The sequence below is a fragment of the Nocardia sp. NBC_01327 genome, from assembly GCF_035958815.1.
In the GTDB taxonomy this organism is placed as follows: domain Bacteria; phylum Actinomycetota; class Actinomycetes; order Mycobacteriales; family Mycobacteriaceae; genus Nocardia.
Map to the genome: position 1 here is coordinate 8,363,843 of NZ_CP108383.1, position 26,323 is coordinate 8,390,165.

General features: G+C 66.7%; 22 protein-coding genes. 9 read left to right on the plus strand and 13 right to left on the minus strand.

Features of this window, described 5'->3' with window-relative positions; genetic code table 11:
• Positions 1-29: 29 nt before the first annotated feature.
• From OG326_RS38580 to OG326_RS38595, 4 genes are all read right to left on the minus strand, one after another.
• The gene (locus tag OG326_RS38580; protein WP_327142038.1) at positions 30-1,016 is read right to left on the minus strand and encodes a lipase family alpha/beta hydrolase; all 987 of its coding nucleotides are present in this window, start codon (positions 1,014-1,016) and stop codon (positions 30-32) included.
• Between the two features lie 309 nt (positions 1,017-1,325).
• Positions 1,326-1,823 carry a hypothetical protein gene (locus OG326_RS38585; protein ID WP_327142039.1) on the minus strand — a complete coding sequence of 166 codons (498 nt, stop codon included), beginning with the start codon at positions 1,821-1,823 and terminating at the stop codon, positions 1,326-1,328.
• Between the two features lie 17 nt (positions 1,824-1,840).
• Complete coding sequence (locus tag OG326_RS38590) at positions 1,841-8,221, minus strand: WXG100-like domain-containing protein (RefSeq protein ID WP_327142040.1); 6,381 nt, start codon at positions 8,219-8,221, stop codon at positions 1,841-1,843.
• Between the two features lie 7 nt (positions 8,222-8,228).
• Positions 8,229-8,543: a hypothetical protein gene (locus OG326_RS38595; RefSeq protein WP_327142041.1), complete on the minus strand. Its 315-nt coding sequence runs from the start codon at positions 8,541-8,543 to the stop codon at positions 8,229-8,231.
• 258 nt (positions 8,544-8,801) lie between these two features.
• Here OG326_RS38595 and OG326_RS38600 point away from each other — a divergent pair, with 258 nt between their 5' ends.
• Positions 8,802-10,391, plus strand: coding sequence for a hypothetical protein (locus tag OG326_RS38600; RefSeq protein ID WP_327142042.1), 1,590 nt, complete (start codon positions 8,802-8,804; stop codon positions 10,389-10,391).
• Between the two features lie 59 nt (positions 10,392-10,450).
• On the plus strand, positions 10,451-11,101 hold the full coding sequence (locus tag OG326_RS38605; protein WP_327142043.1) for a TetR/AcrR family transcriptional regulator C-terminal domain-containing protein: 651 nt from the start codon (positions 10,451-10,453) through the stop codon (positions 11,099-11,101).
• A gap of 7 nt (positions 11,102-11,108) precedes the next feature.
• On the opposite strand, the gene OG326_RS38610 is transcribed toward OG326_RS38605, so the two are convergent.
• From OG326_RS38610 to mca, 3 genes are read right to left on the minus strand one after another with little or no spacing between them, the layout of a single operon-like run.
• A complete protein-coding gene (locus OG326_RS38610) occupies positions 11,109-12,005 on the minus strand; it encodes an alpha/beta hydrolase (RefSeq protein ID WP_327142044.1) in 897 nt (298 codons plus the stop codon).
• A gap of 52 nt (positions 12,006-12,057) precedes the next feature.
• On the minus strand, positions 12,058-12,324 hold the full coding sequence (locus OG326_RS38615) for a hypothetical protein (RefSeq protein WP_327146721.1): 267 nt from the start codon (positions 12,322-12,324) through the stop codon (positions 12,058-12,060).
• Positions 12,324-13,205 (minus strand): mycothiol conjugate amidase Mca, encoded by an 882-nt coding sequence (mca, locus tag OG326_RS38620; protein WP_327146722.1) that lies wholly within the window; start codon positions 13,203-13,205, stop codon positions 12,324-12,326. Before mca ends, OG326_RS38615 begins: the two co-directional genes overlap by 1 nt.
• Before the next feature lie 153 nt (positions 13,206-13,358).
• Between mca and OG326_RS38625 the strand changes: the two genes are divergently transcribed.
• Positions 13,359-13,775: a DUF4307 domain-containing protein gene (locus tag OG326_RS38625; RefSeq protein WP_327142045.1), complete on the plus strand. Its 417-nt coding sequence runs from the start codon at positions 13,359-13,361 to the stop codon at positions 13,773-13,775.
• A 249-nt stretch (positions 13,776-14,024) separates the two neighbouring features.
• Positions 14,025-14,519: a transcription elongation factor GreA gene (greA, locus tag OG326_RS38630; protein WP_327142046.1), complete on the plus strand. Its 495-nt coding sequence runs from the start codon at positions 14,025-14,027 to the stop codon at positions 14,517-14,519.
• Positions 14,520-14,768: 249 nt separating this feature from the next.
• On the opposite strand, the gene OG326_RS38635 is transcribed toward greA, so the two are convergent.
• Positions 14,769-15,914 (minus strand): cystathionine gamma-synthase, encoded by a 1,146-nt coding sequence (locus OG326_RS38635; protein ID WP_327142047.1) that lies wholly within the window; start codon positions 15,912-15,914, stop codon positions 14,769-14,771.
• Positions 15,915-16,018: 104 nt separating this feature from the next.
• On the opposite strand from OG326_RS38635, the gene OG326_RS38640 reads away from it, so the two are divergent.
• Positions 16,019-17,194 carry an acyl-CoA dehydrogenase family protein gene (locus tag OG326_RS38640; RefSeq protein ID WP_327142048.1) on the plus strand — a complete coding sequence of 392 codons (1,176 nt, stop codon included), beginning with the start codon at positions 16,019-16,021 and terminating at the stop codon, positions 17,192-17,194.
• Positions 17,195-17,263: 69 nt separating this feature from the next.
• Positions 17,264-17,608, plus strand: coding sequence for a DUF6401 family natural product biosynthesis protein (locus OG326_RS38645; protein WP_327142049.1), 345 nt, complete (start codon positions 17,264-17,266; stop codon positions 17,606-17,608).
• Positions 17,609-17,867: 259 nt separating this feature from the next.
• On the opposite strand, the gene OG326_RS38650 is transcribed toward OG326_RS38645, so the two are convergent.
• The 4 genes from OG326_RS38650 to OG326_RS38665 all read right to left on the minus strand — a co-directional run bounded on the left by OG326_RS38650 (position 17,868) and on the right by OG326_RS38665 (position 22,948).
• Entirely contained in the window at positions 17,868-18,914 is a 1,047-nt protein-coding gene (locus tag OG326_RS38650; protein ID WP_327142050.1) for a mechanosensitive ion channel family protein, read from the minus strand.
• Between the two features lie 251 nt (positions 18,915-19,165).
• Positions 19,166-19,753, minus strand: coding sequence for a transglycosylase SLT domain-containing protein (locus tag OG326_RS38655; RefSeq protein WP_327142051.1), 588 nt, complete (start codon positions 19,751-19,753; stop codon positions 19,166-19,168).
• A 588-nt stretch (positions 19,754-20,341) separates the two neighbouring features.
• A complete protein-coding gene (locus tag OG326_RS38660; RefSeq protein ID WP_327142052.1) occupies positions 20,342-21,466 on the minus strand; it encodes an AbrB family transcriptional regulator in 1,125 nt (374 codons plus the stop codon).
• 93 nt (positions 21,467-21,559) lie between these two features.
• Positions 21,560-22,948 (minus strand): cystathionine beta-synthase, encoded by a 1,389-nt coding sequence (locus OG326_RS38665; protein WP_327142053.1) that lies wholly within the window; start codon positions 22,946-22,948, stop codon positions 21,560-21,562.
• Between the two features lie 81 nt (positions 22,949-23,029).
• Between OG326_RS38665 and OG326_RS38670 the strand changes: the two genes are divergently transcribed.
• From OG326_RS38670 to OG326_RS38680, 3 genes are all read left to right on the plus strand, one after another.
• The gene (locus tag OG326_RS38670; protein WP_327142054.1) at positions 23,030-23,491 is read left to right on the plus strand and encodes a hypothetical protein; all 462 of its coding nucleotides are present in this window, start codon (positions 23,030-23,032) and stop codon (positions 23,489-23,491) included.
• 140 nt (positions 23,492-23,631) lie between these two features.
• Positions 23,632-24,849, plus strand: coding sequence for an acetyl-CoA C-acetyltransferase (locus OG326_RS38675; RefSeq protein ID WP_327142055.1), 1,218 nt, complete (start codon positions 23,632-23,634; stop codon positions 24,847-24,849).
• A 139-nt stretch (positions 24,850-24,988) separates the two neighbouring features.
• Positions 24,989-25,321, plus strand: coding sequence for a DUF1330 domain-containing protein (locus OG326_RS38680; protein WP_327142056.1), 333 nt, complete (start codon positions 24,989-24,991; stop codon positions 25,319-25,321).
• Between the two features lie 69 nt (positions 25,322-25,390).
• On the opposite strand, the gene OG326_RS38685 is transcribed toward OG326_RS38680, so the two are convergent.
• Positions 25,391-26,260, minus strand: a complete 870-nt coding sequence (locus tag OG326_RS38685; RefSeq protein WP_327142057.1) for a Bax inhibitor-1/YccA family protein — start codon at positions 26,258-26,260, stop codon at positions 25,391-25,393.
• Positions 26,261-26,323 lie beyond the last annotated feature (63 nt).

Below are 26,323 nucleotides of genomic sequence, written 5' to 3' on the forward strand. Positions count from 1 at the left end.
TTCGGGTCGGAATGCGTCGAGTCGGCGGATCAGCTGTTGCGCGGCAGGCCCGAGCAATCGACCGGTAGCGAATTCGCGGGATCCAGGGCGTTCAGAACGTCTTGTGCGGCAACAGGATCGAAGGCCGCGCCATTGTGTTCGAAGATCGCCAGCGGGCACTGGTCCTGCACCACGATATTGGTGACATTCGGCGCGACGGGTCCGTATCCGCTGGTGTAGGGCACCACGGCCTCGTCGTACCGGGTCATCAGGAAGGTGTAGTCGATGCCGGGCGGGTAGGCGACGCCGGAGTTCACCGCATTCAGATAGTCCGATCCGGTGGTCAATTCCACGGTGATGGGCGCCCCGGAATTTTCGGCCAGACGCTGCGCCTGCTCCCACAACCCGACCGCGCCCAGCCCACCCGCGAGCAACCCCGAACCATTGGCCTGCGTGCCATTGTTGATCGGAGCCAGGTTCACCGATTTGGCCACCTTGTCGGCCCCGCCCAGGAACTTGATGTACCAGCGCGGCATGACGGTCCCCTCCGAATGCCCGACAAAGTCGACCTTCGCCGCGCCCGTCGCCGCCAGCACCCGATCCACGAACGGCGCCAATTCCTCGGTGGCGGAATCGATCATCGACCGCACACCCGGCACTCCGTTCAACGGCGACGGCAGCGCGGCACTCCTGCCGTAGGTCAGCGAGAACACGCAGTATCCGTTGTTCGCCAGCAGCGGCGCGAGAGTCGTCCAGTTCTCGGCCTGGGTCGCGGTGAGGCCGTGCAGCAGAATCACCGGTTCCGGATGCTCCGCGCTCGGGCGGCAGCTCCAATCATTCGCTCCCGCAGGCGAAGAGGAATCACCGAAGTGCGCGAGCGCCGCCCCCAGGCCGTACGGAACCGGATAGTGCGACGCGGCCTGCGCGGTGGCGGGGATACCCGCCACCGCCGCGGCCGCACACGCAACGATCACCGCCAGCCGTTTCACCGCCCCTCGACCGGGACCTGCCGACCGGGCTCGAATATGCGCTGGCATGGGGACTCCTTGGACCTCGTCGAAGCTTTCGCAATTTCTAACACTCTTTACGCGCCAGTAACGCGAAATGCTGAAATTGCCTCCAGGTCGCGACAGGGCACAAACCGCCGTCAATAGCTTTACCAGCGGTTTAATATGAGTTTCGGCCACCTCGCCACATCGACGGCAGGACCGTGTCGATGGAACGTTTAGATCTTGGTGTTACATGACGAGGAGCAGGCGGAAACCGCAAGCGAGTGATCAGGGGCACGCTTGGACGCCACGCGAGACGAAGTCAGCGCGCGATCGGTGAACCGGTGGCGGCGAGGGTCAGTTCGACGGGTCGGCGGGTCGATCGATCCGGGCCGGGAGTGGGCTGCCTTCGTCCGAGTCGGGCGCGAAGGGCGGGGTTGACCCGGCGAGGCTCAGGTAGCCGTTCACGCTCTGAGTGAGGGTGAGGCCGTAGCCGTCGGAGGTCTGGGTGTAGCCGGTGCGGGGGCGCGCATCCCGATCAGTGCGGATCGCCCAGCCCTGTGCGGCCCAGGCGCGCAGCACCAGGTCGAAATACCGGTCCGAGGTGTCGGGGGTGGCGCCGAGCACCCAGTAGCGGATGTCGAAGAATTCCAGCAGGTTGTCGGGATCGCTTTCGTCCCAGGGCAGCCTGACGCCGCGGTGGAACGCCGCCGCGGGCAGGTCCGGATGCCGGAGCGCCAGCGCGAGTTCGGCGGGCACGGCCTCGAGGGTCGCTGCGGGCACCGCCTGAAGGGTCTCGGTGAAGTGCCGCAGCAATTGCGCACGGACCTCGCCCTGCGTCGTTGCCGATGGCATACCGTCCTCGTTTCTGTTCAGCGGAGCAGGTCCTCGTGGCCGGTCAGGATCAGCCCGAGACTTCGGTAGGCCTGATTGCGTGAGCCGAAATAGTTCTTACCCACATGGTCGGCCGGATTCCAGCCCAGCCGGGTCTCGCTGGGCGTGGTACCCGATTCGAAAACCGTAGCGCCGAACGCCGGATCGGTCGGCGCGGGGCCGTGGGTGGGCGGCATCAACTGGATGGAGTCGTATTCGGCCATGGTCGCGAAGATGTGGTCGCCGGTCTCGGCGGGGTCGATGCCGGTCAGTCGCAGATCCCCGACGTGCGCCACGCCGGTGCCCCAGCTCCCGATGAATACCAGGGCGTCGGTGTCGAGCGCATTGCCGTGTCCGGCCGAATGCCCGCCGGTGACACCACCGTACGAATGCGCGATGGTCGTCGTATGCGCGGGCGGTCCCTGATGGGTGACCCGCAGCCCGTCGTGATACTCCCGCACCTTCGCCGCACCGTCTTCCGCATGAACCGAATGCAGCGCCGAGACCAGCGAATTCGGATTGTCGTACGCGCCGAACAGAATCACCGACGTTGCCGCGGTCGGATCGATCGCCAGCGCGGCCTGCCGCACCTGCTCCAGGGTTTCCAGCGCGTAGCCGACACCGCTGCGCCGGCGGAACGCACCGGCCAATTCGATCGCCACATTGTGGGCGGTATCGGGATTGCCCAGGGCATAGATGTATTGGAGCTTGTCGTCGAGATACGACAGGTAGTGCTCCGGCATGCCCTCCTCGGTCGGCTCGAGGAATTTCTGCATATCGCGAATGATGTCCAGGCGTTCCGGACTGGTGTGCTCGGCGTGCTCCCGCAGCACCTCGAGGGTCTGCCGGTTGTACCTGTCGCGGTCGATCTGCGGTATGCCGTCCCGGTTTCCGATGAACGGGTCGGCGCGGTGCCACGCGTCCTTCTCCTCCGGTGAGAGGTTCGACCAGACCTCGTGCAGCTGGTGCGGATCGGCGGGCAGCCGATAATCCGGATCGGACGGGAGACCGATGTCCGGCGCCGATGCGCTCGCCGGAGACTCCTCCGCATCCGGCGGCCAGCGGAACCACCGCGCCCCCGAATCAGCGTCCTGGACAAGGTGATTGCCGGTGAGCCGGAGCCGTTCGGCGGTCGCCGCACCCGACCCCTCATCGGCCGATCGGGCGAGATGTTCGGCCATCTCGGCCCGATACGCCAGATGAGCCTTCATGACGGCCTTGTGGAACGGCAGGGAGAGGAAGTCCAGAGCGTTCGAAGCCCTTGTCGCAAGCCGGATCTCGTCGACGAACTGCCGGTCTTCCGGGGCAAGGTCGGACTCGCGGCGACCGACGTCGGCGAGCAGATCGTCCACCTGCCCGCGGGCGTGCTCGGGCAGTCGATCGGCAATGAGCTCGCGCCGCTCGGCCGCGCCCGGTGTGTCCTCTCGCAGACCAAGTCTCTCGACGAGGGACAGCGCTTCACGGCGCAGGGAGTTGTGCTCGGCGGAATCGTGCCGCACGTCCGGTGCGATCCGCGTCGCCTGTTCGGCCAGCGCGTGCAGCTGATCGATCCTGCCGAGATCGTGCGCGGTCGGGACCGACTCGGGATCGAACTCCCCCGGCCGCAGAATGCTCTCGGGCGGCAGATGCGCCAATTCGATGCGGCGCGCGAGGTCCGGATCATATTCGGCCAGTAGCCGTTCCGCGGTGGGGGCGTGCTCGGGATCGCGCAGGCCCACCCGCTCGATCAGATCGTGCAGCCTGCCCTGCAGCTCCGGGACCTCGTGCTGCCGGGCACGATCGGCCGTGGCCTCGTCGATATGGGCCGCCAGCCCGCGCATTTCGTCGAAGCGGTCGCCGAGATGCGGGGTCATCTCCACGGGACGATCACCAGGAGAAGCGCCCTCGACCGCGGACTCCGGAGTCAGATCCGTTGTGCCGCTGTGTCGTCCGTCCAGGGGAGACTCGCCGCCCGCGTCGGCGGGGTCGTGTACCGGGCCGTTCTCGCGGGGACCCGAGGGGTTGCCCACGTCCGAATGTGCCGCATTACCAGTGGAATCCGGCTCATAGGAGATCACCCACCGGTGCTCGGGCTGCGGCGGGGAGTACTCGGCCATCCGTTCGTGCGGGAGCTTATTGCTCGAGCCCGCGTCGATCGTGTAGTCGTAATCCTTATTGCCCGGATGCAGGAAGTCGGTGCGCTCCACCAGCCTGAACGGATTGGTTCCGTCCTGGTGCACTCGCTCCAGCGCCTCCCACAGCTTGGTGCCGAGGATGTGGTTGCGGCTGCCCGGCGGCTCACCCACCTTGTCCGGCTTCATATCCCACTGGACTTCGACGCGCCCGCCCGGTGCGAGGCCCTCCGACAGATTCCTGGCGATGGCGTCGTAGACGGCATCGGGCAGTTTGGCGCTGACATTATTGATGTAGACGCGCGCGATATCGCCGCCGAGCAGGTGGCCGTTGCCCAGCAGATCACCGAAGACCATGACACTGCCCGGTTCGGTGAGCGGGCCGGGATCGAGAATGCCGAGATCGCGGCGGCGCTGACCGGCGAGGGCCGCATCGGCGAGCTCGGTCTTGATGATCAGTCCCCCACCGGCCCGGTCCGCGGCCGGGGTCATCTCGACACCGAAGGCGCCGCGGCCGACACCCACATCGATGGTGTGCCCGCCCGCCTCCGCGGCGGGAATCGGCGGCCGCGGCTGCGGCGCGATCCGCTCATTGTCCGGCCCGAAGACCAACTGGTCCAAGGGCAATCGGTGCTGCGGCTGCGGGCGGGGCAGTACTTCGACGGTGGAGAGGCCGTCCACCGGATCGTGCAGGATCACCGCGTATTCGACGGTGATGCCGTTCTCGGCCGCGCCCCGATTGGCGCGATCGATACCGTGCAGGAAGTCCGCCAGGGTGGTCTGCTCGCCGCCGACGGTCATCCGCCGGGTCGCGTGATCGATCACTCCGGTGATCCGATCCGCGGCGGAGGCGAAAGCGTCTGCGGCAGCGTGCATATGGGCGAAGCGCTCCGGACCGAGAGCCTCGCGGGCTGCTTCGGGCATACCGTCGTGGAAGCGGTCGATGGCGCGGTGGATCGCCGCGGCCCGCTCCGGCCCGCGCAGCGTGGGGTGATTGATGGCCGCGTTGATCGGATCGAGCCCCTGGAACAACCGCGGCACCTGGCCGCGCGCCGCCTTGGCCTCCGGCTCGAAGATCGGGTCGAAGACGCGCCGCGAAAGTTCCTCGCGCAGACGGCCGTTCAGGCCCTGCTCCTCGGTCCGCACCACATCGGCGGCGTGAGTGCCGGTCAGCAGATCACGCAGCCCGCTCAGATGATTCTCGGCCGCGTGGTCGAAATCGGCCTGCGTGAGGTCCGGGTTGAATGCCGGCCGCTGGGAGTGCACACCGTCCCGCTCCAGCTCTATCCGGTGCGCGAGAGTGGGGTCATGCCCGGCGAGTAGGTGTTCCACGGTAGGGGCGTGTGCGGGATCGCGGAATCCCAGGTGGTCCATGAGGTCGCTCAGATCACGGCGCAGCCCCGGAAGCTCTTGCGCCCGGCCCGGATCCATAATCGCGCGATCGATATGTGTTGTCAGAGTGCGCAATTCGGCGAACCGCCCGCCCAATTGCGTCGACATCCGGGTCGGACGATCATCGTGCGGGTCGATGAGGATGTCCTCGTCCTGCGACAGCCGGATCTCCGCCAGTTCGTGCGCCAGCGCCCGAACAACATCCTGGTCCCGCGCGTGCTCCGACACCCGCACATCGAAACCGTCCGCACTCGGCCGGAATTCGGCCACATTGTTCCGCTCGGTCGCCCCCACCTCGACCCGCACAAGCCGTCCGTCCGAGAGCACAAAGTGCTGCTCATCCCGATTCCAGGACACCCCCTCGGGCGTAATGAGCCGCCCCTGCTCCTTGATCTGGTCGTGCACAAAATCCAGCGAGAGCGGATCCCCGGTACGCGCACTGCCATGAAACTCCCCCACCGGCCCCGCCGCGGCGACATCGTATTTCCGAGTCTCACCGGGAACACGCGGACCATCACCCTCGGCCCGGTGCGGTGCGAAGGTATCGACGGGAATCGGAACCACAGCGTCCGGCACCCCCGCACGCTCACCAGCCCTGCCCGCGTGATCGCCTGCGGCACTACCGTGATCGCCCGCCGAGTCCGCATGATCGCGTACGGCACCGGCGTGTTCGCCAGCCGAGTCCGCATGATCACCTGCGGCACCGACGTGATCGCCGGCCAAGTCCGCACGATCGCGTGCTGCACCGGCGTGATCGCCGACCAAGTCCGCATGATCGCTTGCGGCACTACCGTGTTCGCCCGCCGAGTCCGCATGATCGCGTGCGGCACTACCGTGATCGCCAGCCGAGTCCGCATGATCACCGGGCGCGGCCGAGTGATCGGCCGGGGCGGCCGCAAGCGGGTCCTGACCGTTCCGGCCATTGCCGCCCGTATCGGCGCGGTCGGCCGATGCTGCCGCAAGCGAGTCCTGACCGTTCTGAGGATCACTGCCGCTATCGGTCCGGGCGTGCGGCGCGGCGGGTTCGACGCCGGTGCTGGTGGCCCGCACCGCTGCGTCCGGACGGGTTGGGCGGTCGACTGCACCGGCACGGGGATCACTGCCGGGAGCGCTCGGTTTGGGGGCGGTGCCGTCGGACGGTGTTCCGGCACGGAGATCACGCAGGAGCGGGGCAGCCTTGCCGGGATCGGCCCCGGGTGCCCGGACGTCACTGGCAGCCACCGCGTTCGGGCTGGCCGCAGGCGGTGTGTGCGCGGGAGAGGCGCCTGCGGGCGGGGCGGGCTGCCCAGCCTCGCCGACCGGGACGGTGGTACCGGACGGTGAGATATCGTTCGCCGCTTGCGGATACGGGTCTCCCGAAGGATCCGAGGCGGGGTGCGGCGCGGTATCGCCCGGGTGGCTGGCCGCCTCCACCCTTGATGCCGGATCGTCGGCGGGGCTGTGGATATCCGGGCGCGAGTTGGTGCCGGAATCCGAATTCCCGCCGTTGTCAACAAGATTCGTCTCGCCTGCCCGGTCGCCGCCCGGTGCGGAGGTGTCGGTGGAGGGATGCGAGGACGTCTCCGTTGCACCGGTGTCGTCCTGGGCATTCGCATCCGGCTGATCGCGCCGGTTATCGATCACGGACGGGGCATTGTTGTCGCCCGGCGCGGCGTCGTGGCCGGGCGCCGTATCGTCCCGGCCGGGCGCGGTGGTGGTGTCCACCCCGGGCGCACTTGTCGAGTGGACGCCCGGTCCGCCCGGCTGCTGCCCGTCGACCACCGGATCGGTGCTGCCGCCGGGGCGTTCGCCGGTCGTAGCGCCGGGCTGGTCCAGTGTGCTCGCACCGGGTGCGTCCAGTGTGGTGACGCCGGAGTGATCGGTGCCGAAGTTCTGGACACCGGCCTCGCGCGGCATGGGGGCACTGCCGTCGCGGAAGTCCATGGGCCCGGCGTGATTGGTCTGGCCGTCATAGCCGTGCAGCCCGCTGGGTCCGGCTCCGGCCAGCGCACCGCCGGTCAGGGTGCGCGGATCCAGGTCCCAGTTCCCATTGACGAGTCCACCTGCCAGCCAGGCAGTTCCGGCGCCGCCGAGACCAGCCGTCGCACCGGTGAGCGCGCCGTTGAACACACCCCGCAGGCCGCCCGCATCGGTCGGAAACACGTGGTGCGCACCGAAACCCGCGGCACCGCCCCCGGCGCCCGATACGGCGGAGACGAGGGCGTTCTTCCCGATCGCACCCCAGTCGTAGCCGTGCCCGTGACCGGTCTCGTTCTGGATGGTCTGGACGAGGAACTCCTGGGTGGTGCCCTGAAAGGTGGAGACGAGCGCCCCCTGCCCGATCTCGTAGATGAGCTTGGGGAGAACCTCTTTCAGCACCGCATTGGTAATGCGCCCCTCGATCATCTGCTCGATCCGCTCGGCCGCCTGCTGACCGAGCTCCCGGAAGAACACGCGCGCCGTGCTCAGGACAACGGCTTCCGACTCCGGCGCGAACGGCCCGGTCGCCGCGGCCCAGGCGAGTTCGCCGATCAACCACGCGCCCGCAATGTAGAAGTTGAGTTTGCCCGCCTGCAGCTGATCACCCATACCGTCTGCGGCAGTCGACAATTGGCGATAGTTCTCGGCGAATTCCCGCACCGAGCCGTGCCCGGACGCGTCCCCGTCGCGCAGCGGTGTGAGCCACTTCAGCATTTCCTGGCCGCCGTCACCGTCCGGATAGGCGTCGCCGAGGGCATTGATCAGATGATCGAGGTCGCTGTAGATGTCATCGGCCTGTCCCGCAACGGCTTCGATGTCGCGGGCCATCTGCCACATCTTGTCTTCATTGCCGTGCGGCCATGCGGAGCCCACCACCCAGCTCAGCCATTCGAGCCACGACGGAAACTCCAGCGCCACAGCAGTACTACGCGAAACCGTCGCGGTTGCCGTGCTCCATGGCCGTCAGCCGCTGCGCCGAGGTTTGCAGCCCGCTGGTCAGATTGCCGAAGGAGTCCGACAGATTCTCGGTCCCCGCAGCCATATTCGCGCTTCCGGTGACGAATCCCTTGTCGCCCTCGGCGAACTTGCGCCCGAAATCGTCATCACCCCAGGCGGCCTGCCCCGGCGCGACCGCGGCCCGGGCAGCATCGGCCATCCCCTGCAACCGAGCGCGAATATCCCCGGCAATGGTCGCCGCATCCTGCACGAACTCCGGATGCGCGTTCAGCTTCCCCGCCATAGTCAGCCCCTCGCGAGTTCTCCGTTCGACACCGCGGTGCCAGCAGCGCGGTGAGATCGACTGTCCCACAGCCGAACAGTGAACACAATATGAACAGCAGGAACCATCCCATCGTCCCCACCTGATCTGCCGATGTTCAGACCGGACCCCACTGCGGCCCCGGGCAGGCGACACCTGCCGCGGCAGCCGGACATGCCGGGCCGGTGAGTCGTGTGCGAGAAGCGCGATGTGCCGCGGCGGCGCGGTTAGGGTCTGCTGGTGAATTTCTCTGCGCGCGGCGCGATCGTATCGATTGTTTCCGCATGCGCTGTGGCGGGCATCCACGGTGGCATCGACAGCGCGCCGGCGGCGGCGAATCCGGTCGGGCAGCCATTGAGCTGTGTGCCCGCTATCGGGACGTCACAACTGATTCCGCCTTTGCCCGGACTGTTCCTGCCCTTGCCGAGCATCAGGGGCATGTCGGAATTCGACGATCTCGCTCCGGCGCCGGCCGATCTGACTTTCCCGCCGAGCATCGATTTCCGCGATAACACCCAGGGTTTCAACAGCTACGTCGAAGTGGTGCTGCAGCGCGGATCGCTGTTCGTCCGCCCGCGCAATTCGAACGCCACCTGGCGCAGGGTGAATACCCCGGACTGCCTCGACGGCAATATCGTCGCGACCTCGGTGGACAGCAATATGCTTGTGGCAGTGGACAGGAACGGGTGGATCTACTCGCTCGACAATCTGCTCTCCGGCCCCCTGCTGTGGAACTGGACGCATTCCTACGGCGGGCCCATCTGGCTGTGGCCCGGTTCCACCATCCCGCAGGATGCCGCTGCGGCGCCCACCTCGAACAAATGGGCACTGAGCCATCGCATGTCGAGCAGCTTCGTCGACGCGGAGGGAAATACCCATCCCCTGACAGCGGGCCTGGTCCAGATCGTCAGCCTGACCGGAGACGGTTCGCGCATCACCTACCAGGATCCGTGGCTGCCCGCGGACCTCAGCTATGAGATCGGCGGGCCGCAGCAGGGCCGGTTCATTTCCGAATCCCTGTCGACCTCGGGGTCGATGACCGTTGTCATGAATCGCTACGGCGATATGTACACCCGCAAATACGATCTCGACTTCGCGGGCGCGAATCACATTCCGGGGCGGTACACCTGGCTGCCGCAGGGCGCCAAGCCGGAGGGGCCCTCCCAGCTCGCCGAACGCGTCGATACGCAATACGCGGCCATATCGCTGCCCGCCGAAGACTGGCAGCAGCAACCGAAAGTCCCCGGCGAGATCACCTCCCGGCTCTCCATTCACGACACCGGACCCGCCGTGGAAGATCGGGAATTGACCGTCGAAGGCCGGGAGAACGGCCGGACCGGCTACTGGCACAAGGATGTTCGCGCGCAGGCGTGGCAGTTCACCGCGACGGACCGGCCTCTCGAACAGCCTCTGCTGACCGGCAATTCCAGCGTGGACCAGTCCCGGTCGGCGCTGGCCCCGGAGAGTCAGCTCTCCTATCGCGGTGCGCTGCCCGCAGGCTGGACACTGAGCCTCGACAATTTCGACTGGGCACAGACCAAACATCAAGCCACCGTGACCGCGCCGACGGGCCGGACCTATCCGGTCGAGCTGTACACCGCCGACGAGTTGCGATTGCTGCCGCGCGGCCCCGGCCTGGACGACACGCCTCGCGGACTCGAAGGCGCCCTCGATCTGCGCGGTGCGCAGCCCTGGCTGGACGGCAATGCCGAACTCGACGATCTGATCAAGACCCAGTTCGGCGGACAGCAGATATTCGAGGTCAAGGTCGAGGCGACAACCTCGCAGCTGGTGATCAGCCCCGGAGGCATCACTCTCCAGCGAGTCTGATCTCGGCCCCCGGCACCGTGACTTACGATGTAAGAGTCAGCACCCGGATCGGAGCACCCATGCCACCCAAACGCACCCGCGCAGGCCGGGCGGGCCTGTCCCGCGAGCAGGTGCTCGATGCCGCCCTGACCCTGGCCGATCGCGACGGTGTCGCCGCTCTGTCCATGCGCAAGCTCGGCGCGGAACTGGGCGTCGAGGCCATGACGCTCTACCACTACCTGCCGAACAAGGACGCGCTGCTGGACGGACTCGTCGAGCGGGTGCTGTCCGATGCCGCCGCCTTCGACACCGGCGACGGGCCGTGGACCATCGCCCTGCGCGACTACGCCCGGCTGCTGCGCGCCGCACTGCTGCGCCATCCGGGCGTGCTGCCGCTGATCGCCACCCGACCCGCGGTCACACCGCAAACGCTGCGCACCGCCGAACGCGGCCTGGAAATCCTGTGCGCGGCAGGGTTTCCCGTCGGCAGCGCGCTGAGCGCACTGAACGCGCTCACACTGTTCGTCATCGCGCACGCGACCGCGGAGGTCGACATCGCACCGGTCAATGCCGCCGAGGCACCGGGTTCGGCCGATTACATCGCGGAACTGGACCCCGAGCAGTTCCCGCTCCTGGTGCGGGCCGCCCACACCGCGGAGGGCACGGACGACGGCGCTCGCTTCGATTTCGCCATCGAAGCGCTCATCACCGGCTACGCGGCCACGCTGTAATCGATTCTCAGCCCAGGCGCTGCCGGAAGAAGGCGCCGATGTCGTCGGTGGCCTCCCTCGCCTCCGGCGCCTCACCCACGATCGGGTAGACGTGCGGCAACCCGGCGCGGACCTGCAGCGTCACCTCGACACCCGCCGCGACCGCCGCCTCCGCGAAACGCTCTGCGTCACTGAGCAACAGCTCGGCCGAGCCGGCCTGAATCAGCAGCGGCGGCAGACCGTCCAGCTTGCCGAACAGCGGTGAGACCAGCGGGGCGCGCGGATCGGCATCTCCCACATAGGCGGCGAAGGCGCCGCGCAGCATATCCGGGGTGAAAATCACGTCCACACCGTCGTTTTCGGTGATGGAGTCGCCGGAGACGGTCATATCGAGCACCGGAGAAAGCAGGGCGGCAGCGGCAGGCTGCTCACCCGCGTCGCGCAGTGTGACGAGCAGGGCGGCGGCCAGGGTCCCGCCCACCGAATCACCCGCCAGCACAATGGAATCCGCCGGAATGCCCTGTTCCTCGCGCAGCCACTTCCAGACCGCCCGCACATCGTCGAGAGCGGCCGGATACGGATGTTCGGGCGTGAGCCGGTACTCCGGGAACAGCACCCGCACGCCGGCGGCCCGCCCCACTCGCGCGGCGAGTTCACCGTGGCTGCGCAGCGAGCCGAGCGAGAAGCCGCCACCGTGCACGAACAGCAGCACCCGGCTGCGATCCACCCCGGGAGCATCGACCCAGAACGCCGGTACACCGGCGGCCGAAACCTCGCTCACCGCAATATCTTCGGGCAGCTCGTACTGCTTACCCCCGGGCATGAAGGTGGCCCGAATCTGATCCAGCGACGGCGGCTGTGCGGGCCGGTTCGCCCGGCGCAGCCGGAACTGCTCGATGACATGCTGCATTTCGCGACTCGGCATGCCGTCCGAAACCTCGGTGCGGGCGTGTTTGTTCCGAGCCGCGAGCACTACCTCAGCTCGAGGCCGACTCCGGCTTCGCGGTTTCGCTCTCCGGCTTCACAACTCCGGGCTCGGTGCCCTCGTCGGCCTGCTGATCCGGTTCCGGATGCTCCGGGGAGAAGGAGGCGGGCAGGTTCTTCAGGTGCTTGTTCATACTGCGCACGAGCAGCACGGTGCCGGCCAGCAGCACCAGCACGATGACCAGGCCCAGTGGTGACGCCTTGCCGAACTCCGGCCCGGTGGGCGTGTTGTTCTGGGCCTGGGCGAGCAGGGCGAGCATCATCGGTTGTCATCCTCGGTGTCGGCGTCGTCGATCCCGGCGAACAGGTCGGTCTCCGGGATGGCGGTGCGCACCCGGGTCTTCGCCAGTTCGAATTCCTCTGTGGGCCACAGCTTCTGCTGCAGCTCGGTCGGAATCGCGAAGAAGGCGCCGTTGGGGTCTATCTGGGTGGCGTGCGCGCGCAGGGCTTCGTCACGCTGCGGGAAGTACTTGCCGCAATCCACCTGGGTGGTGACGCGGCTCATGATGTCGCCGCGGGCGGCGGCGTATCCGCGCATACGGTCCATCCACTCCTGCATGGGGAACGGTTCGCCCATGCGCTCGTACTCGTCGGCGAACACCTCCATGCGGGCGAGGGTGAAACCGTGGTCGTAGTACAGCTTCAGCGGTGTCCACGGCTCACCGGCGCCCGGGAAGCGCTCCGGATCCCCGGCCGCCTCGTAGGCCTCGACGGAAACCTTGTGGCACATGATGTGATCCGGGTGCGGGTAGCCACCCTGCTCGTCGTAGGTGGTGATCACGTGCGGCTTGAATTCGCGCACCACGCGCACCAGCGCCTCGGTGGCCTCCTCGAGCGGCACCAGGGCGAAGCAGCCCTCGGGCAGCGGCGGCAGCGGATCCCCTTCCGGCAGACCGGAATCCACGAAACCGAGCCAGAGCTGCTGGACACCGAGCGCCGCGGCGGCGGCGGCCATTTCCTGGCGCCGCACCTCGGCGATATTGTCTTTGATGCCGGGCGTATCCATGGCGGGGTTGAGGATGTCGCCGCGTTCGCCACCGGTCAGGGTGACAACGAGCACCTCATTGCCCTCGGCCGCGTAGCGGGCGGTGGTTGCCGCACCCTTGCTGGATTCGTCGTCGGGGTGTGCGTGTACCGCCATGAGGCGAAGACCACTCACTTCTCGTTCACCTCACCGATCACTGTTTCACCTCATCGCTCTCCGCCAGGTCCAGGCAGGGGTGTCCGATCTCTATTCCCTATAGTTCCATCCGACCAACGTTTGTTCCGACCTACCCCCCGGGAGCGTCCCGTCATGAGCGAAAGACCGGCCGACCGGTATGGGTCACCCCATCGCAAGACACCCCGGTGGCTGCCGCTCGCCCTGGGCGCGGTGGTCGTGCTGGCCGGACTCGGCATCGCCTATGTCGGCTACAAGCAATACGGTCCGAAGGACATCGAGCCCGATCGCATCGGATACACGGTCGTCGATGATCACACGGTCGATGTGGATTTCAAGCTGACCCGCAAGGATCCGGGCAAAGCGGTCGTTTGTTTCGTCCGGGCCATGTCCGCCGACAGCGATGAGGTCGGCCGCCGCGAGGTGCTCATCCCGCCCTCCGACAGTGGCACCGTCCGGCTCACGACTACCATCAAGACGACGGCCCGCGCCGGCGCAGGCAATGTGTACGGCTGCAGCGACCAGGTGCCGGCATATCTCCGCGTCGGGTGAAAAGTCCGGAACGCCACTCGCTTTGATGCCTCTACCTGCATCTTTGTGAATCGTGCTAAAATAACGCAACACACGGTTCCGGGGTTCGGAGCCGTGTTTGCTGCATTGACGGCCGGCGCTGTCGGGAACCTCCCCCAGGATGGCTCTGGCTGTCCGCTGTTGTCATGCCCACCCACCGGTGGGTAGCGGCGACGGATTTTTCAGGGAATCCCGGCTTGCGCCGGGGACAACTACTAGGGAGTGATCGAGATGACTGAGACGAACGTGACCTGGCTGACCCCGGAGTCGCACGAGAGGCTCACGAGCGAACTCGGCGTGCTCATAGCCAACCGTCCCGTCATCGCGGCCGAAATCAACGAGCGCCGTGAAGAGGGTGACCTCAAGGAGAACGGCGGGTACCACGCGGCTCGTGAGGAGCAGGGCCAGCAGGAGGCGCGCATTCGCCAGCTGCAGGAACTCCTCAACAATGCCAAGGTGGGCGTGGCGCCGACCAAGTCCGGTGTGGCGCTGCCGGGTTCCGTCGTCAAGGTCTATTACAACGGCGACGAGAGCGATACCGAAACGTTCCTGATCGCCACCCGCGAAGAGGGTCTGAGCCAGGACGGTCTGGAGACCTACTCGCCCGCCTCCCCGCTGGGCGGCTCCCTCATCAACGCCAAGGTCGGCGATACCCGCGAATACACGCTGCCCAACGGCAAGACCATGAAGGTCACGCTGGTGACAGCAGAGCCCTACCACAGCTGAGACTAAAAGCTGAGCGGCCCCCGGTCCTGAACGGACCGGGGGCCGCAGCGTTTCCAAGGCCGTAAACGACGAAGCGCCGCACCGGAATCCGGTGCGGCGCTTCGTTTACTTACCGAATGTGACAACTGATCTCGCAAGCTCGGGGTAACTCCCCGGGTACCCCCGAAATCGGTGCCGCACAAGACCGCTGGCACGCGTTCCCAACGGTCAACGGCTCTCAGCCGTGCGCTAAAGGTCCGGGGAGGCGGCTCAGGCGAGTGCCTGTTCTATGTCGGCCAAGAGGTCGCTGATGTCTTCGATGCCGACCGAGAGGCGGACGAGGTCGGCGGGGACCTCGAGGGCGGAGCCCTCGGTGGAGGCGTGGGTCATGGCGCCCGGGTGCTCGATGAGGGATTCGACGCCGCCGAGGGATTCGGCGAGGGTGAAGATCTTGGTGCGCGAGCAGAAGTCCAGGGCGGCGTCCTTGCCACCGTGCACGCGGACCGAGATCATGCCGCCGAAGCGGCGCATCTGCTTCTGCGCGACGGTGTGGCCCGGGTGCTCGGGCAGGCCGGGGTAGATGACCTGGGCGATCTTCGGGTGGTTGGACAGGAATTCGGCCAGGGTCTCGGCATTGTCGCAATGCCGGTCCATGCGCAGCGCGAGCGTCTTGATGCCGCGCAGGGTGAGGAAGGCGTCCATCGGGCCGGGGACCGCGCCGGCGCCGTTCTGCAGGAACGCGAACTTGGCGTCCATTTCCTGATCGTCGGTGATCAGCGCGCCGCCGACCACATCCGAATGCCCGCCCACGTACTTGGTGGTCGAATGCAGCACGATATCCGCGCCGAGCAGCAGCGGCTGCTGCAGGTACGGGGAGGCGAAGGTGTTGTCCACCACCAGTTTCGCGCCACCGGCGTGCGCGACCTGAGCCAGTGCGGAGATATCGCCGATATTCAGCAGCGGGTTGGTCGGGGTCTCGATCCACACCAGCTTGGTGTTCGGGCGCATGGCCGCGGCCACCGCATCCGGATCGGTCACATCGGCCACCGAGTACTCGATGCCCCACTGCGTGAACACCTTGTCGATGAGCCGGAAAGTGCCGCCGTACGCGTCGTTCGGAATGACCAGATGATCGCCGGGGCGCAGATTGGCGCGCAGCGCACAGTCCGTCGCCGCCATACCCGAGGAGAAGGCCCGCCCGTACGTGCCGGATTCGAGGGCCGCGAGATTGGCCTCCAGCGCCGTCCGGGTCGGATTACCGGTGCGCGCGTACTCGTAACCGCCGCGCATGCCGCCGACACCGTCCTGGGCGAAGGTCGAACTCGCATAGATCGGCACGTTCACCGCACCGGTCTGAGGGTCCGGGTCGAACCCGGCGTGCACGGCCCGTGTGGAGAAACCCAGCTGATCGCTCATGGCGCTAAGCCTAAGTCGCTGCGAATTCACCCTTGCCTCCGGGCACGCATCCGAGCGGCCCCGGGTCTCGTCCGGGACGGGTGCGCCGTCCTAGGCTGGGGCGCATGGTCACCGTAGACGAGCTGTTCGCCATCGACTCCCTGCTCGACGAGGAGGAGCGTGCGATCCGCGATACCGTGCGCGCCTTCGCGGCGGAACGGCTGCGGCCGCATATCGCCGAGTGGTTCGAGGCGGGCACCTTCCCGGCGCGCGAGCTGGCGCCGGAGCTCGGCAAGCTGGGACTGCTCGGCATGCACCTCGAGGGATACGGGTGCGCGGGCACCTCCGCGACCGCCTACGGACTGGCCTGCATGGAGCTCGAGGCGGTGGATTCCGGTGTGCGGAGCATGGTTTCGGTGCAGGGGTCGCTGGCCATGACGGCCATCCACAAGTACGGGTCGGAGCAGCAGAAGCAGCAGTGGCTGCCGGGGATGGCCGCCGGACAGCTGCTGGGCTGCTTCGGGCTCACCGAACCGGATTTCGGTTCCAATCCCGGCGGCATGCGCACCCGGGCGCGACGGGACGGCGACGACTGGATTCTCGACGGGTCCAAGATGTGGATCACCAACGGCAGCGTCGCCGATGTCGCGATCATCTGGGCACAGTCGCGGGAGGGTGAGCGCGACACTATTCGCGGCTTCGTAGTCCCCACGGACACACCGGGTTTCAGTGCGCGCGAAATGCATCGCAAGCTGTCGCTGCGGGCCTCCGTCACCGCGGAGCTGTCGCTGGAGGGTGTGCGCCTGCCCGCCGACGCCCTGCTGCCGGAGGCGCGCGGCCTGGCCGCACCGCTGGGCTGCCTGTCCGAAGCGCGGTTCGGCATCATCTTCGGCGCACTCGGGGCGGCGCGCGACTGTCTCACCGCCACCATCGATTACACCCGCACCCGCGAGGTCTTCGACAAGCCGCTCGCGGGCTACCAGCTGACCCAGGCCAAGCTCGCTGATATGGCGCTGGAGCTCGGCAAGGGACAGTTGCTGGCGCTGCACCTCGGCCGCCTCAAGGACCGCAACGAGATTCGCCCCGAACAGATCAGCGCGGGCAAACTCAACAGCACCCGCGAGGCCATCGCCATCGCGCGCGAATGCCGGACCATCCTGGGCGCCAACGGGATCACGCTGGAGTACCCGGTGCTGCGGCACGCCAACAACCTCGAATCGGTCCTCACCTACGAGGGCACCGCCGAGGTGCATCAGCTGGTGCTCGGCGAGGCGCTCACCGGGTCCAAAGCCTTCCGCTGAACTAGAGGTCGAGTGCGCTATATCTCACAGCCACTAACGCGGATGCCGGGCGATTGCTAGCATGACCAGGTGTTTTTGCCCGGCTCCGCATTGCTCGTCGTCTCGGCGCGTAAGACTTTGAACCGCCTGCAGCGCACGCACGGAGCCCCGGCCTTCAGCGCCGCACAGGAGTTCCCCGGCGTGGCCGCGGTGGTGGATCAGCACGCCGCCTCCGTGCGCGACATTCTCGAAGTGGGCGTGCGGAATTCGAGCATGGTGCCGGTGAGCGTGCTGCTGGCCGGCTACGCGCGCGGCCTGCTCGAAGACCTGCCCGGAATCGACCTGGACGCGCCGGCCACTCCCACGGAATGGCAGCAGGCCGACTGGGTGCACCTGCGCCTGGCCGCGGTCTGCTCACTCGCCCGCGCGGCCTGACCCCGCCGAACCGGGCGACACCGCCCACCCGTCTGAAATCCAACGCACACAACGACATTCGAACCCTCGATCCCGATGCTGCACACCGGCCCGGGCGCACAGTCGAGCGCACGAAGCGGCCCGCGTACCGACGTACGCGGGCCGCTTCACCGTCATCTCGGCGCGTTCACACCGTCATCCCGGCGCGTTTTTGGCCGGGATCCACCACGCCGGCCTAGATCCCGGTCAAGAACATGCCGGGATGACGGGGCTGCGGCGCTCAGTGCATGCCGGGCTGATTGCCTCGATCGGGCATCTGCCCGCCGTGCTCCGGCATCTGCCCGCCGTGCTCCGGCATCTGCCCGCCGTGCTCCGGCATCTGCCCGCCCTGATTCGGCATTCCAGCCTGGCCTGGCATTCCGCCCTGCCCCGGGCCGCCGTATCCGCGCTGCTGACCGTATCCCTGCTGACCCGGCTGGCCGTAGCCAGCGGGCGAGCCAACGGGTTGCTCGGCCCACTTTCCGGGCGGCATCTGCTGGCCGGCCATGGGGCGCGCGCCACCCATCGCGCCCTGCTGCGCCAGCATCTGCTGACGCGCTCGCGCGGCATCCTCACGCCCGCGCTGGAACGCCTCGGCATGCCCCTTCACCTCGGGCATCTCGCCCTCGACGGTTTCCAGCCAGCCTTCCCAGCGCTGCTGCATGGGCCGGATCAGGCCGCCGCCGACACCGACGACGAGCACACCGCCGATGACCGCGAGCACGGTGACGAGGATGGGCATGGTGACCGACGTCGCCACCCCGATCTGATTGAGCGCCGCGACAATGCCTACGCCCCAAATGAATACGGCCGCGATCCGGCCCATCATGCGCCCGTAGGACAGGCCGCTGAGCATATTCGCGATCATGTCCATCACCACGCGCGCGATGGCGCCCGCAATGCAGACGATGACGATCGCGACCGCCAGTTTGGGCAGCCAGCCGACGATGCCGTCGAGCATGGTGCTGATCGGATTCGGCCCGAACACACCGAAACCCAGCTGCAGCGTGATCAGCAGCACCGCGTAATACACCAGCTTGGCCATGATGCCGGTGGCGTCGTAGCTGCTGCGCGCCAGCATGTCCTGAATGCCGCCGCGCTCAGCCAGCCGGTCGAAACCGACCCGATTCAGAACCCTGGTCACCAGCCGGGCGATGATCTTCGCCACGATCCAGCCGACAATGAGAATGGCCAGGAAACCGACAAATTTCGGCACGAACGTGGCCACCGAGCTCCACGCGTCCGAGAGGCCCTGCTGGAAATCGATAGCCGAACTCGAGGTGGTCATGAACCCCGTCCCTTCGCTATCTGCTCCGGTTGTCCCGGCCGAATGCCGGAACTACTCCAAGGGCGGTTATACCCCGCTGTCGATCACCGGATTCGGCGGTTTGCGAAATAGTTGCCAAATCGGGTGCCTGTGATTTGCCGGACATTCACGCGGAACGCCGAAACCCTCCCGGAGCGAAGGCTCCGGGAGGGCTCTGACGGGGTCGGAACGAGTGCGAGCGCGCTGCCGGCTCGGTCCGCGCTACGCGAGGCTCAGTACGCGCTGTTGACGTTGTCCATCGAGCCGTAGCGGGCGGCGGCGTAGTTGCACGCGGCCACGATATTGGCGACCGGATCCCAGACGTCGGTCGAGGTGCCGCTCACGTGGTACGCGTTGAAGGTGGGATCGATGACCTGCAGCAGGCCCTTGGACGGGATGCCCATGGCCGCATTGGAGTCGTACAGGTTGATCGCCTGCGGGTTGCCGCTGGACTCACGCAGCACATTGCGCAGGATGCCCTCGTAGCTGCCGGGGATGCCGTGGGCGGACATGATGTCCAGCGCCTGACGAATCCAGCCGTCCAGGTTGTTCGCGTAGGACGGCGCGGGCGGTGCGGGCGGCGCGACCGGAGCGGGCGCCGGCATGGGGGCGGGGGCCGGAGCCGCGGCCGGAGCCACCTTGGCCACAGCCGCCGGAAGGGCCGCGGCGGCCGGGGCAGCGGGAACCGTCGCGGCGGCCAGGGTCTCCTTCAGGGCGACCGGGTGCACGTCACCGGAGGCGGTGCCCGCGGCGGTGATGATGGAGCCGAAGACTCCGAGCGCAAGAGCGGCGGTGCCGACCGTACGGGCGGCAGCAACCACCTTGCTACGTCTAGCAGGGCAACGCAGAGCAGTCAGGGTATTCGTAGGCATGATGGATGTAGATTCCTGTTCGGTTTCTGGGGCTCGCAGGCCTGAAAAAGGCAGCGCTCGACTACGGGACGTCTCTCGACGTCCGGCGTTGCACTGGGGCTGTTTCTGGTTTCTGTTGTGAGACCCGTTACGGGCCAGGGAAATTCGGTGCTTCAGGAGGTCTGCGGAGACTGCGTCGGCCGCTTCGGGCCGCGGTGCCTCATCACACCGCTGTCGTGTTCGGGTTCCGCATCTGTGTCGACATCTCCTCGCACCAACCAGACTTGTGGTCTGTTTCCAACAAGGTCACAGCTTGATTGCGCTCGTTTAACACAGCATGAATCAAACATGAACAGAAGGTGAACCGGCCCGCTTGGAGATCCTTAGACCTGCATCAATACAAGCACTGACCTGGTGATCCAATTGAAACCATTAAGTGTTTCAGATCACAGAACAATTTAGCCCGACTTTTGCGATATACCCGTTTCAGCCCATTTCTCGGCGTTTCGCGATAGCCAGGCGATCATTCAGCAATGCCCGGTGCCAATCACACGCGTATCACTGGACAACCTGCGTAACGGCAGATCGCGGTGAGCCGAATCGCCGTAAAGCGCGCATGAGCAGGGGCAGTGTGAACATCACGAGCAGTAGCCGAATGGTCTGCACACTGGTGATGAGCGGCAGATTCGCATTCATTTTGTCGGCCGTCGCGAGCACCGCGTTGATTCCGCCGGGCGTGGTCGCGAGATACAGATCCGACAGCTCCAGATCGACGAACTGCGCCAATCCCAGCGCCATGGCCGCCACCAGACCCGACAGCGCGAGCACCGCGACGGCCATGGCCGGAATCATGCGCGCCATCTCCCGCACCACCTGCCGGGTGAAGCGGGTGCCGACCTCGAACCCGATGAGTACGAACAGCAGATCCTTGAACAGATGCGTGGGCGCATAACCGTGACTGACACCCGCGGCGGTGAGCACCGCGGTCAGCAGCATGGGGCCCAGCAGCGCCGCATTCGGCAGTCCGATGCGACGGCCGACCCAAATCCCTATGAGGCACAACATGATTGCCGTCGAGATTCCGGCGACCTGATCACCGCGGCCGACGATCATCCAGTACGGCAGTGAGGGATCCGTCACCGAACCGCCGAGAGTCGCTGAGCTGTAAGCGATTCCCTCTTGGTCGTCGAGCAGCGCGGCCACCGCGGGCGCGCTCAGCGCGACCAGCGCAACGCGCAGATACTGCATGAAAGCCACTCGGCGCGGGTCCGCATCGAGCTCATCGGCGGCGGAAACGACGGCGGCGGAACCACCGGCCAGCATGCCCAGCGTCGCGGTCGGCACATCCACCTTGGCGACCCGGGCGAAGACGAGAGCCACCGCGACACTGACCAGAATGGTGGCCGCCGTGACCAGCAGCACGGGCAGCAGATCGAGGCCGATCGAGGTCAGCAGCGATACCTGCAGATAGCTGCCCATCAGCACGCCCAGCATGGCCTGCACGCCGATACTCACCTGGCGTGGCAGCGGCCGCGGCAGGCGATTGGTCATGGCCAGGACCGCACCCACCACGATCGCGAGAATCATCTGCGGAGCCGGAAACCCCAGGCGATCCAGCAGCGTCGCACCGCCCAGCACAGCGGCCGACAACGCTACCCAGGTCAGCAACTGTCTCGGGTTCATGGTCACCAAGCCTGCCCGGCGACCATGAACAGACAGTAACGATGCAGTTATCTCACCGGCCGGACGCCGTGTGATCTCCGATGCAGGAGCGAACTACGCAAGCGCTCCGTCGCTGAGGAAGCCCAGCAGGTCGTGGCGGGTGATGACGCCGACCGGCTTGCCGTCGTCGACCACCATGAGTGCATCGGTGGACTCGAGCAGCTTGGTCGCCGCCGACACCGGCTCGCCGGAGCCGATCAGCGGGAATGCCGGGCTCATATGCTGCGCCACCGAATCGGTGAGCTTGGCCCGGCCCTCGAAGACCGCGGACAGCAGATCGCGCTCGGTCACGCTGCCCGCGACCTCGCCGGCCATGACGGGCGGCTCGGCGCCGACCACCGGCATCTGCGAGACGCCGTACTCGCGCAGGATCTCGATGGCATCGCGCAGCGTCTCCTGCGGGTGGGTGTGCACCAGATCCGGCAGCTCACCGGTCTTGCCGCGCAGCACATCGCCGACGTGCACCTCGGCGGTCGAACCGTCCAAGCGCGAACGCAGGAAGCCGTAGGAGCTCATCCACTGATCGTTGAAGATCTTGGACAGGTAGCCGCGGCCACCGTCCGGGAGCAGGACGACGACCACCGCATCGGGATCGCGCTCGGCGACCTTGAGCGCCGCCACCACGGCCATACCGCAGGAGCCGCCGACCAGCAGGCCCTCCTCGCGCGCCAGGCGACGGGTCATCTCGAAGGAGTCCGCGTCGGAGACGGCGATGATCTCGTCCGGAATGGCCGGGTCGTAGGCGCTGGGCCAGAAGTCCTCGCCGACACCCTCGACCAGATACGGGCGGCCGGTGCCGCCGGAGTACACCGAACCCTCGGGATCGGCGCCGATGACCTGGACCTTGCCGCCCGAGATCTCCTTCAGGTAGCGACCGGTGCCGGTGATGGTGCCGCCGGTGCCGACGCCCGCCACGAAGTGCGTGACCTTGCCGTCGGTATCGCGCCAGATCTCCGGGCCGGTGGTCTCGTAGTGCGATTCCGGACCGCCCGGATTGGAGTACTGGTTCGGCTTCCAGGCGCCGTCGATCTCGCGCACCAGGCGATCGGAGACGTTGTAGTAGCTGTCCGGGTCCTCCGGCGCGACCGCGGTCGGGCAGACCACGACCTCGGCGCCGTAGGCGCGCAGCACATTCCGCTTGTCCTCGCTGACCTTGTCCGGGCAGACGAAGACGCAGTGGTAGCCGCGCTGCTGCGCAACCAGCGCCAGGCCCACACCGGTATTGCCGGAGGTCGGTTCGACGATGGTGCCGCCGGGCTTGAGCAACCCGGCTTCCTCGGCGGCGTCGATCATCTTGACCGCGATGCGGTCCTTGGAACTGCCGCCGGGGTTCAGGTACTCGACCTTCGCCGCCACCAGTCCGGAGTTCGGGCCCACCACGGAGTTCAACCGAACGAGTGGGGTGTTTCCGATCAGATCCACGACGGAGTCAGCGATGCGCATACCCCTCATCGTTGCAGAAAGGAGATCGAGGCTTTCGCGCACGTAGGCGATCTCACCGTCGCGGGAAATTACCATCGGCGCATGAGGAGCCCGACCTATGTGCGCGCAGCCCTGATGTTCGGATCCCTCGTGGGCGCGACCATGATCGTTTCCGCCCCGCCGGCCCAGGCTCAGACAGTGGAATTTCCGCAGGTACCGACCATGTTCCGGGACGGGTTGTGCGGCGGCAGCATTCGCGTGTGGGCCGACACCAGTCCCGACTGGCCGGGCCGGGCCATCATCAATGTGCGGGCCCAGCCGATCGTCGGATTCGGTCCGGGCGAGTGGAGCTTCGCTCCCCTGTGCGAGAACCTGACCACTGTCGCCTGGCGCAATATGAACACCGGTGCCACAGGCGAATACCGGGTGGTCGTGACCGCGGGCATCTACGGCAGCGTGCAGTACGCGCTGTTCCAGGACACCGGGCCCGGACACATCGTGGTGACCTCCTACACCGACATGGCCAACATCCCCCAGACCGGCGCTTTCGACGTCCCGCGATAGGTCCCCACTCCAGGTCGTGGCCCGAGAGTGAGGGATATTCCACAGTTCAATGACTGGGATACCGGCCTACCGGATGTTTGATGCAGGACACACCCGTCGTAGATTCGAAGTGGTTCACCCCCGCACTTAAAGGAGTCCTCATGGCTGAGGCCGTTATCGTTTCGTACGCCCGCTCGCCCATCGGCCGCGCTGGCAAGGGTTCGCTCGTGGGCATGCGACCGGACGACCTCGCGGCTCAGATGGTGCAGGCCGCGCTCGACAAGGTTCCCGCCCTGGCCGCCAGCGATATCGACGATCTGATGCTGGGCTGCGGTCAGCCCGCCGGTGAGTCCGGTTTCAATATGGCTCGCGCCGTGGCCGTGCAGCTGGGCTACGACTACCTGCCCGGTGTCACGCTCAACCGCTACTGCTCCTCCTCGCTGCAGACCACCCGGATGGCGCTGCACGCCATCAAGGCCGGCGAGGGCGACGTATTCATTTCTGCAGGCGTGGAGACGGTTTCGCGCTTCCCGAAGGGCACCGCCGACGGCTGGCCCGACACCCACAACCTCACCTTCGCCGAGGCCGAGGCCCGCACCAAGGCCACCGCGGAGTCCAACGCCACCTGGATCGACCCGCGCGAGAACGACATCCTGCCGGACGTCTACATCGCCATGGGCCAGACCGCGGAGAACGTCGCCACCTACACCGGCATCTCCCGTGAGGACCAGGACCACTGGGCCGTGCGTTCGCAGAACCGTGCGGAAGAGGCCATCAAGTCCGGCTTCTTCGAGCGTGAGATCACCCCGGTGACCCTGCCCGACGGCACCATCGTCACCACCGACGACGGCCCGCGCGCCGGCACCACCTACGAGAAGATCTCCTCGCTCAAGCCGGTCTTCCGCCCCGACGGCACCGTCACCGCCGGTAACGCCTGCCCGCTCAACGACGGCGCCGCCGCGCTGGTCATCATGAGCGACACCAAGGCCAAGGCGCTGGGCCTGACCCCGCTGGCCCGCATCGTGTCCACCGGCGTCTCCGGCCTGTCCCCCGAGATCATGGGCCTCGGTCCGATCGAGGCGGTCCGCAAGGCCCTCGGCTACGCCGGCATGACCATCGGCGACCTCGACCTCTACGAGATCAACGAGGCCTTCGCCGTGCAGGTCCTGGGTTCCGCCCGCGAGCTGAACATGGACCACGACAAGCTGAACATCTCCGGTGGCGCGCTCGCCCTCGGCCACCCGTTCGGCATGACCGGCGCCCGCATCACCGCCACCCTCATCAACAATCTCCAGACCCAGGACAAGCAGTTCGGTCTGGAGACCATGTGTGTCGGTGGCGGCCAGGGCATGGCAATGATCATCGAGCGTCTCAGCTGAGTGTGATCTGATCGAAAAGAGGGCCCGGAGCATTCGCTCCGGGCCCTCTTCGTATTACCCGCGAGGTAATCGACTTCGGTACCGCGAGCGAGAAATATCAAGGGCGCCAAAGCAGTACGCAGTATCTAAGGAGCCCCTGATGCCCGGTTACGCCATTGCGCAGCTTTACGACGTGGATCTCAATGCGGAGATTGTGGAGTATCTCGAGCGGATCGACTCGACACTGGCCCCGTTCGGGGGGAAGTTCATCGTGCACGGCGGCGCGCAGCAGGTCATCGAGGGGCCCGCGAGCGCGGTGGCCATTGTCATCGAATTCCCGGACTACCAGGCAGTTCAGGACTGGCACCAGTCCGCGGCGTATCAGGCGATCCTGCCGTTGCGGACCGAGAACTGTTCCAGCATCGCGGTTCTCGCCCAGGATTGCGGCAAGGATCATGTGGCGACGGATGTACTGAAAGAAGCGGCCTCATAGGCCGCAAAAGGGCGGGCCCCGGAATTCCGGGGCCCGCCCTTTCAGGTATTCAGTTGCGCACCACCGTTATCAGTCGCGCTGGAAGTAGCTCAGCAGGCGCAGGATCTCGATGTACAGCCAGACCAGGGTGACGGTCAGGCCGAATGCCACGCCCCACGCGGCCTGCGCCGGTGCATTGGCGCGGATGAGCTGATCGGCCGCGTCGAAGTCCAGCAGGAAGCTGAACGCGGCGACGGCGATGACCACCAGGCTGAAGATGATCGACATGGTGCCGCCGTCACGCAGGCCCAAACCGCCGGGCGTGATGAAGGAGGCGATGAGGTTGCCGACCATCAGCACCAGGATGCCGATCATGGCGGCGACGATCATGCGGGTGAAGCGCGGGGTGACGCGGATGGCGCCGGTCTTGTAGACGACCAGCATGCCGAAGAACACGCCGAAGGTGCCGAGCACCGCCTGCGCGATCAGCCCGGAGCCGCCGACGCCGCCGAAGGAGACATTGGTGAACATGAACGACAGCGCGCCGAGGAACAGACCCTCGAAGGCCGCGTAGCTGAGCACCAGGGCCGGATTGTTCTGCTTACGACCGAAACTCGCGATCATGGCGAGCACGAAGCCGACCAGGCCGCCGACGATCACGAACGGTGCGGCAAGCGAGTGGTTGGACGCGGTGAGCGCGTAGGAGATGATCGCGCCGACGGTCACCACACCCAGCGTGATGCCGGTCTTGGTGACGACGTCATCGATGGTCATGGGCCGGGTGAGCGGCACCGCGGGCTGATTGGGCTGCTGGTACCCGTAGGGCGGGTACTGCGGGGGCTGCTGACCGTACTGGGGATTGGGCTGTCCGGCTCCAGCGGGCGCCGAGCCGAAGCCGGCATAGCCGCCGTTCTGCTGGGGCGTCAGGTTCCGGAAAACCGGGTTGGAGGTGGTGCGCAAGGCGCTTCCCTTTCTGGAGTCGCGGCCCACGGTGGTCGTGGCCTCGTTCTACCGAATCAACGA

Bases quoted from the DNA above. Each gene is read 5' to 3' on its own strand.
- OG326_RS38580 (WP_327142038.1), bottom strand. From the start codon at position 1,016: ATGCCAGCGCATATTCGAGCCCGGTCGGCAGGTCCCGGTCGAGGGGCG.
- OG326_RS38585 (WP_327142039.1), bottom strand. From the start codon at position 1,823: ATGCCATCGGCAACGACGCAGGGCGAGGTCCGTGCGCAATTGCTGCGG.
- OG326_RS38595 (WP_327142041.1), bottom strand. From the start codon at position 8,543: ATGGCGGGGAAGCTGAACGCGCATCCGGAGTTCGTGCAGGATGCGGCG.
- OG326_RS38605 (WP_327142043.1), top strand. From the start codon at position 10,451: ATGCCACCCAAACGCACCCGCGCAGGCCGGGCGGGCCTGTCCCGCGAG.
- OG326_RS38610 (WP_327142044.1), bottom strand. From the start codon at position 12,005: ATGCCGAGTCGCGAAATGCAGCATGTCATCGAGCAGTTCCGGCTGCGC.
- OG326_RS38615 (WP_327146721.1), bottom strand. From the start codon at position 12,324: ATGCTCGCCCTGCTCGCCCAGGCCCAGAACAACACGCCCACCGGGCCG.
- mca (WP_327146722.1), bottom strand. From the start codon at position 13,205: ATGGCGGTACACGCACACCCCGACGACGAATCCAGCAAGGGTGCGGCA.
- OG326_RS38625 (WP_327142045.1), top strand. From the start codon at position 13,359: ATGAGCGAAAGACCGGCCGACCGGTATGGGTCACCCCATCGCAAGACA.
- greA (WP_327142046.1), top strand. From the start codon at position 14,025: ATGACTGAGACGAACGTGACCTGGCTGACCCCGGAGTCGCACGAGAGG.
- OG326_RS38635 (WP_327142047.1), bottom strand. From the start codon at position 15,914: ATGAGCGATCAGCTGGGTTTCTCCACACGGGCCGTGCACGCCGGGTTC.
- OG326_RS38640 (WP_327142048.1), top strand. From the start codon at position 16,019: ATGGTCACCGTAGACGAGCTGTTCGCCATCGACTCCCTGCTCGACGAG.
- OG326_RS38650 (WP_327142050.1), bottom strand. From the start codon at position 18,914: ATGACCACCTCGAGTTCGGCTATCGATTTCCAGCAGGGCCTCTCGGAC.
- OG326_RS38660 (WP_327142052.1), bottom strand. From the start codon at position 21,466: ATGAACCCGAGACAGTTGCTGACCTGGGTAGCGTTGTCGGCCGCTGTG.
- OG326_RS38665 (WP_327142053.1), bottom strand. From the start codon at position 22,948: ATGCGCATCGCTGACTCCGTCGTGGATCTGATCGGAAACACCCCACTC.
- OG326_RS38670 (WP_327142054.1), top strand. From the start codon at position 23,030: ATGAGGAGCCCGACCTATGTGCGCGCAGCCCTGATGTTCGGATCCCTC.
- OG326_RS38675 (WP_327142055.1), top strand. From the start codon at position 23,632: ATGGCTGAGGCCGTTATCGTTTCGTACGCCCGCTCGCCCATCGGCCGC.
- OG326_RS38680 (WP_327142056.1), top strand. From the start codon at position 24,989: ATGCCCGGTTACGCCATTGCGCAGCTTTACGACGTGGATCTCAATGCG.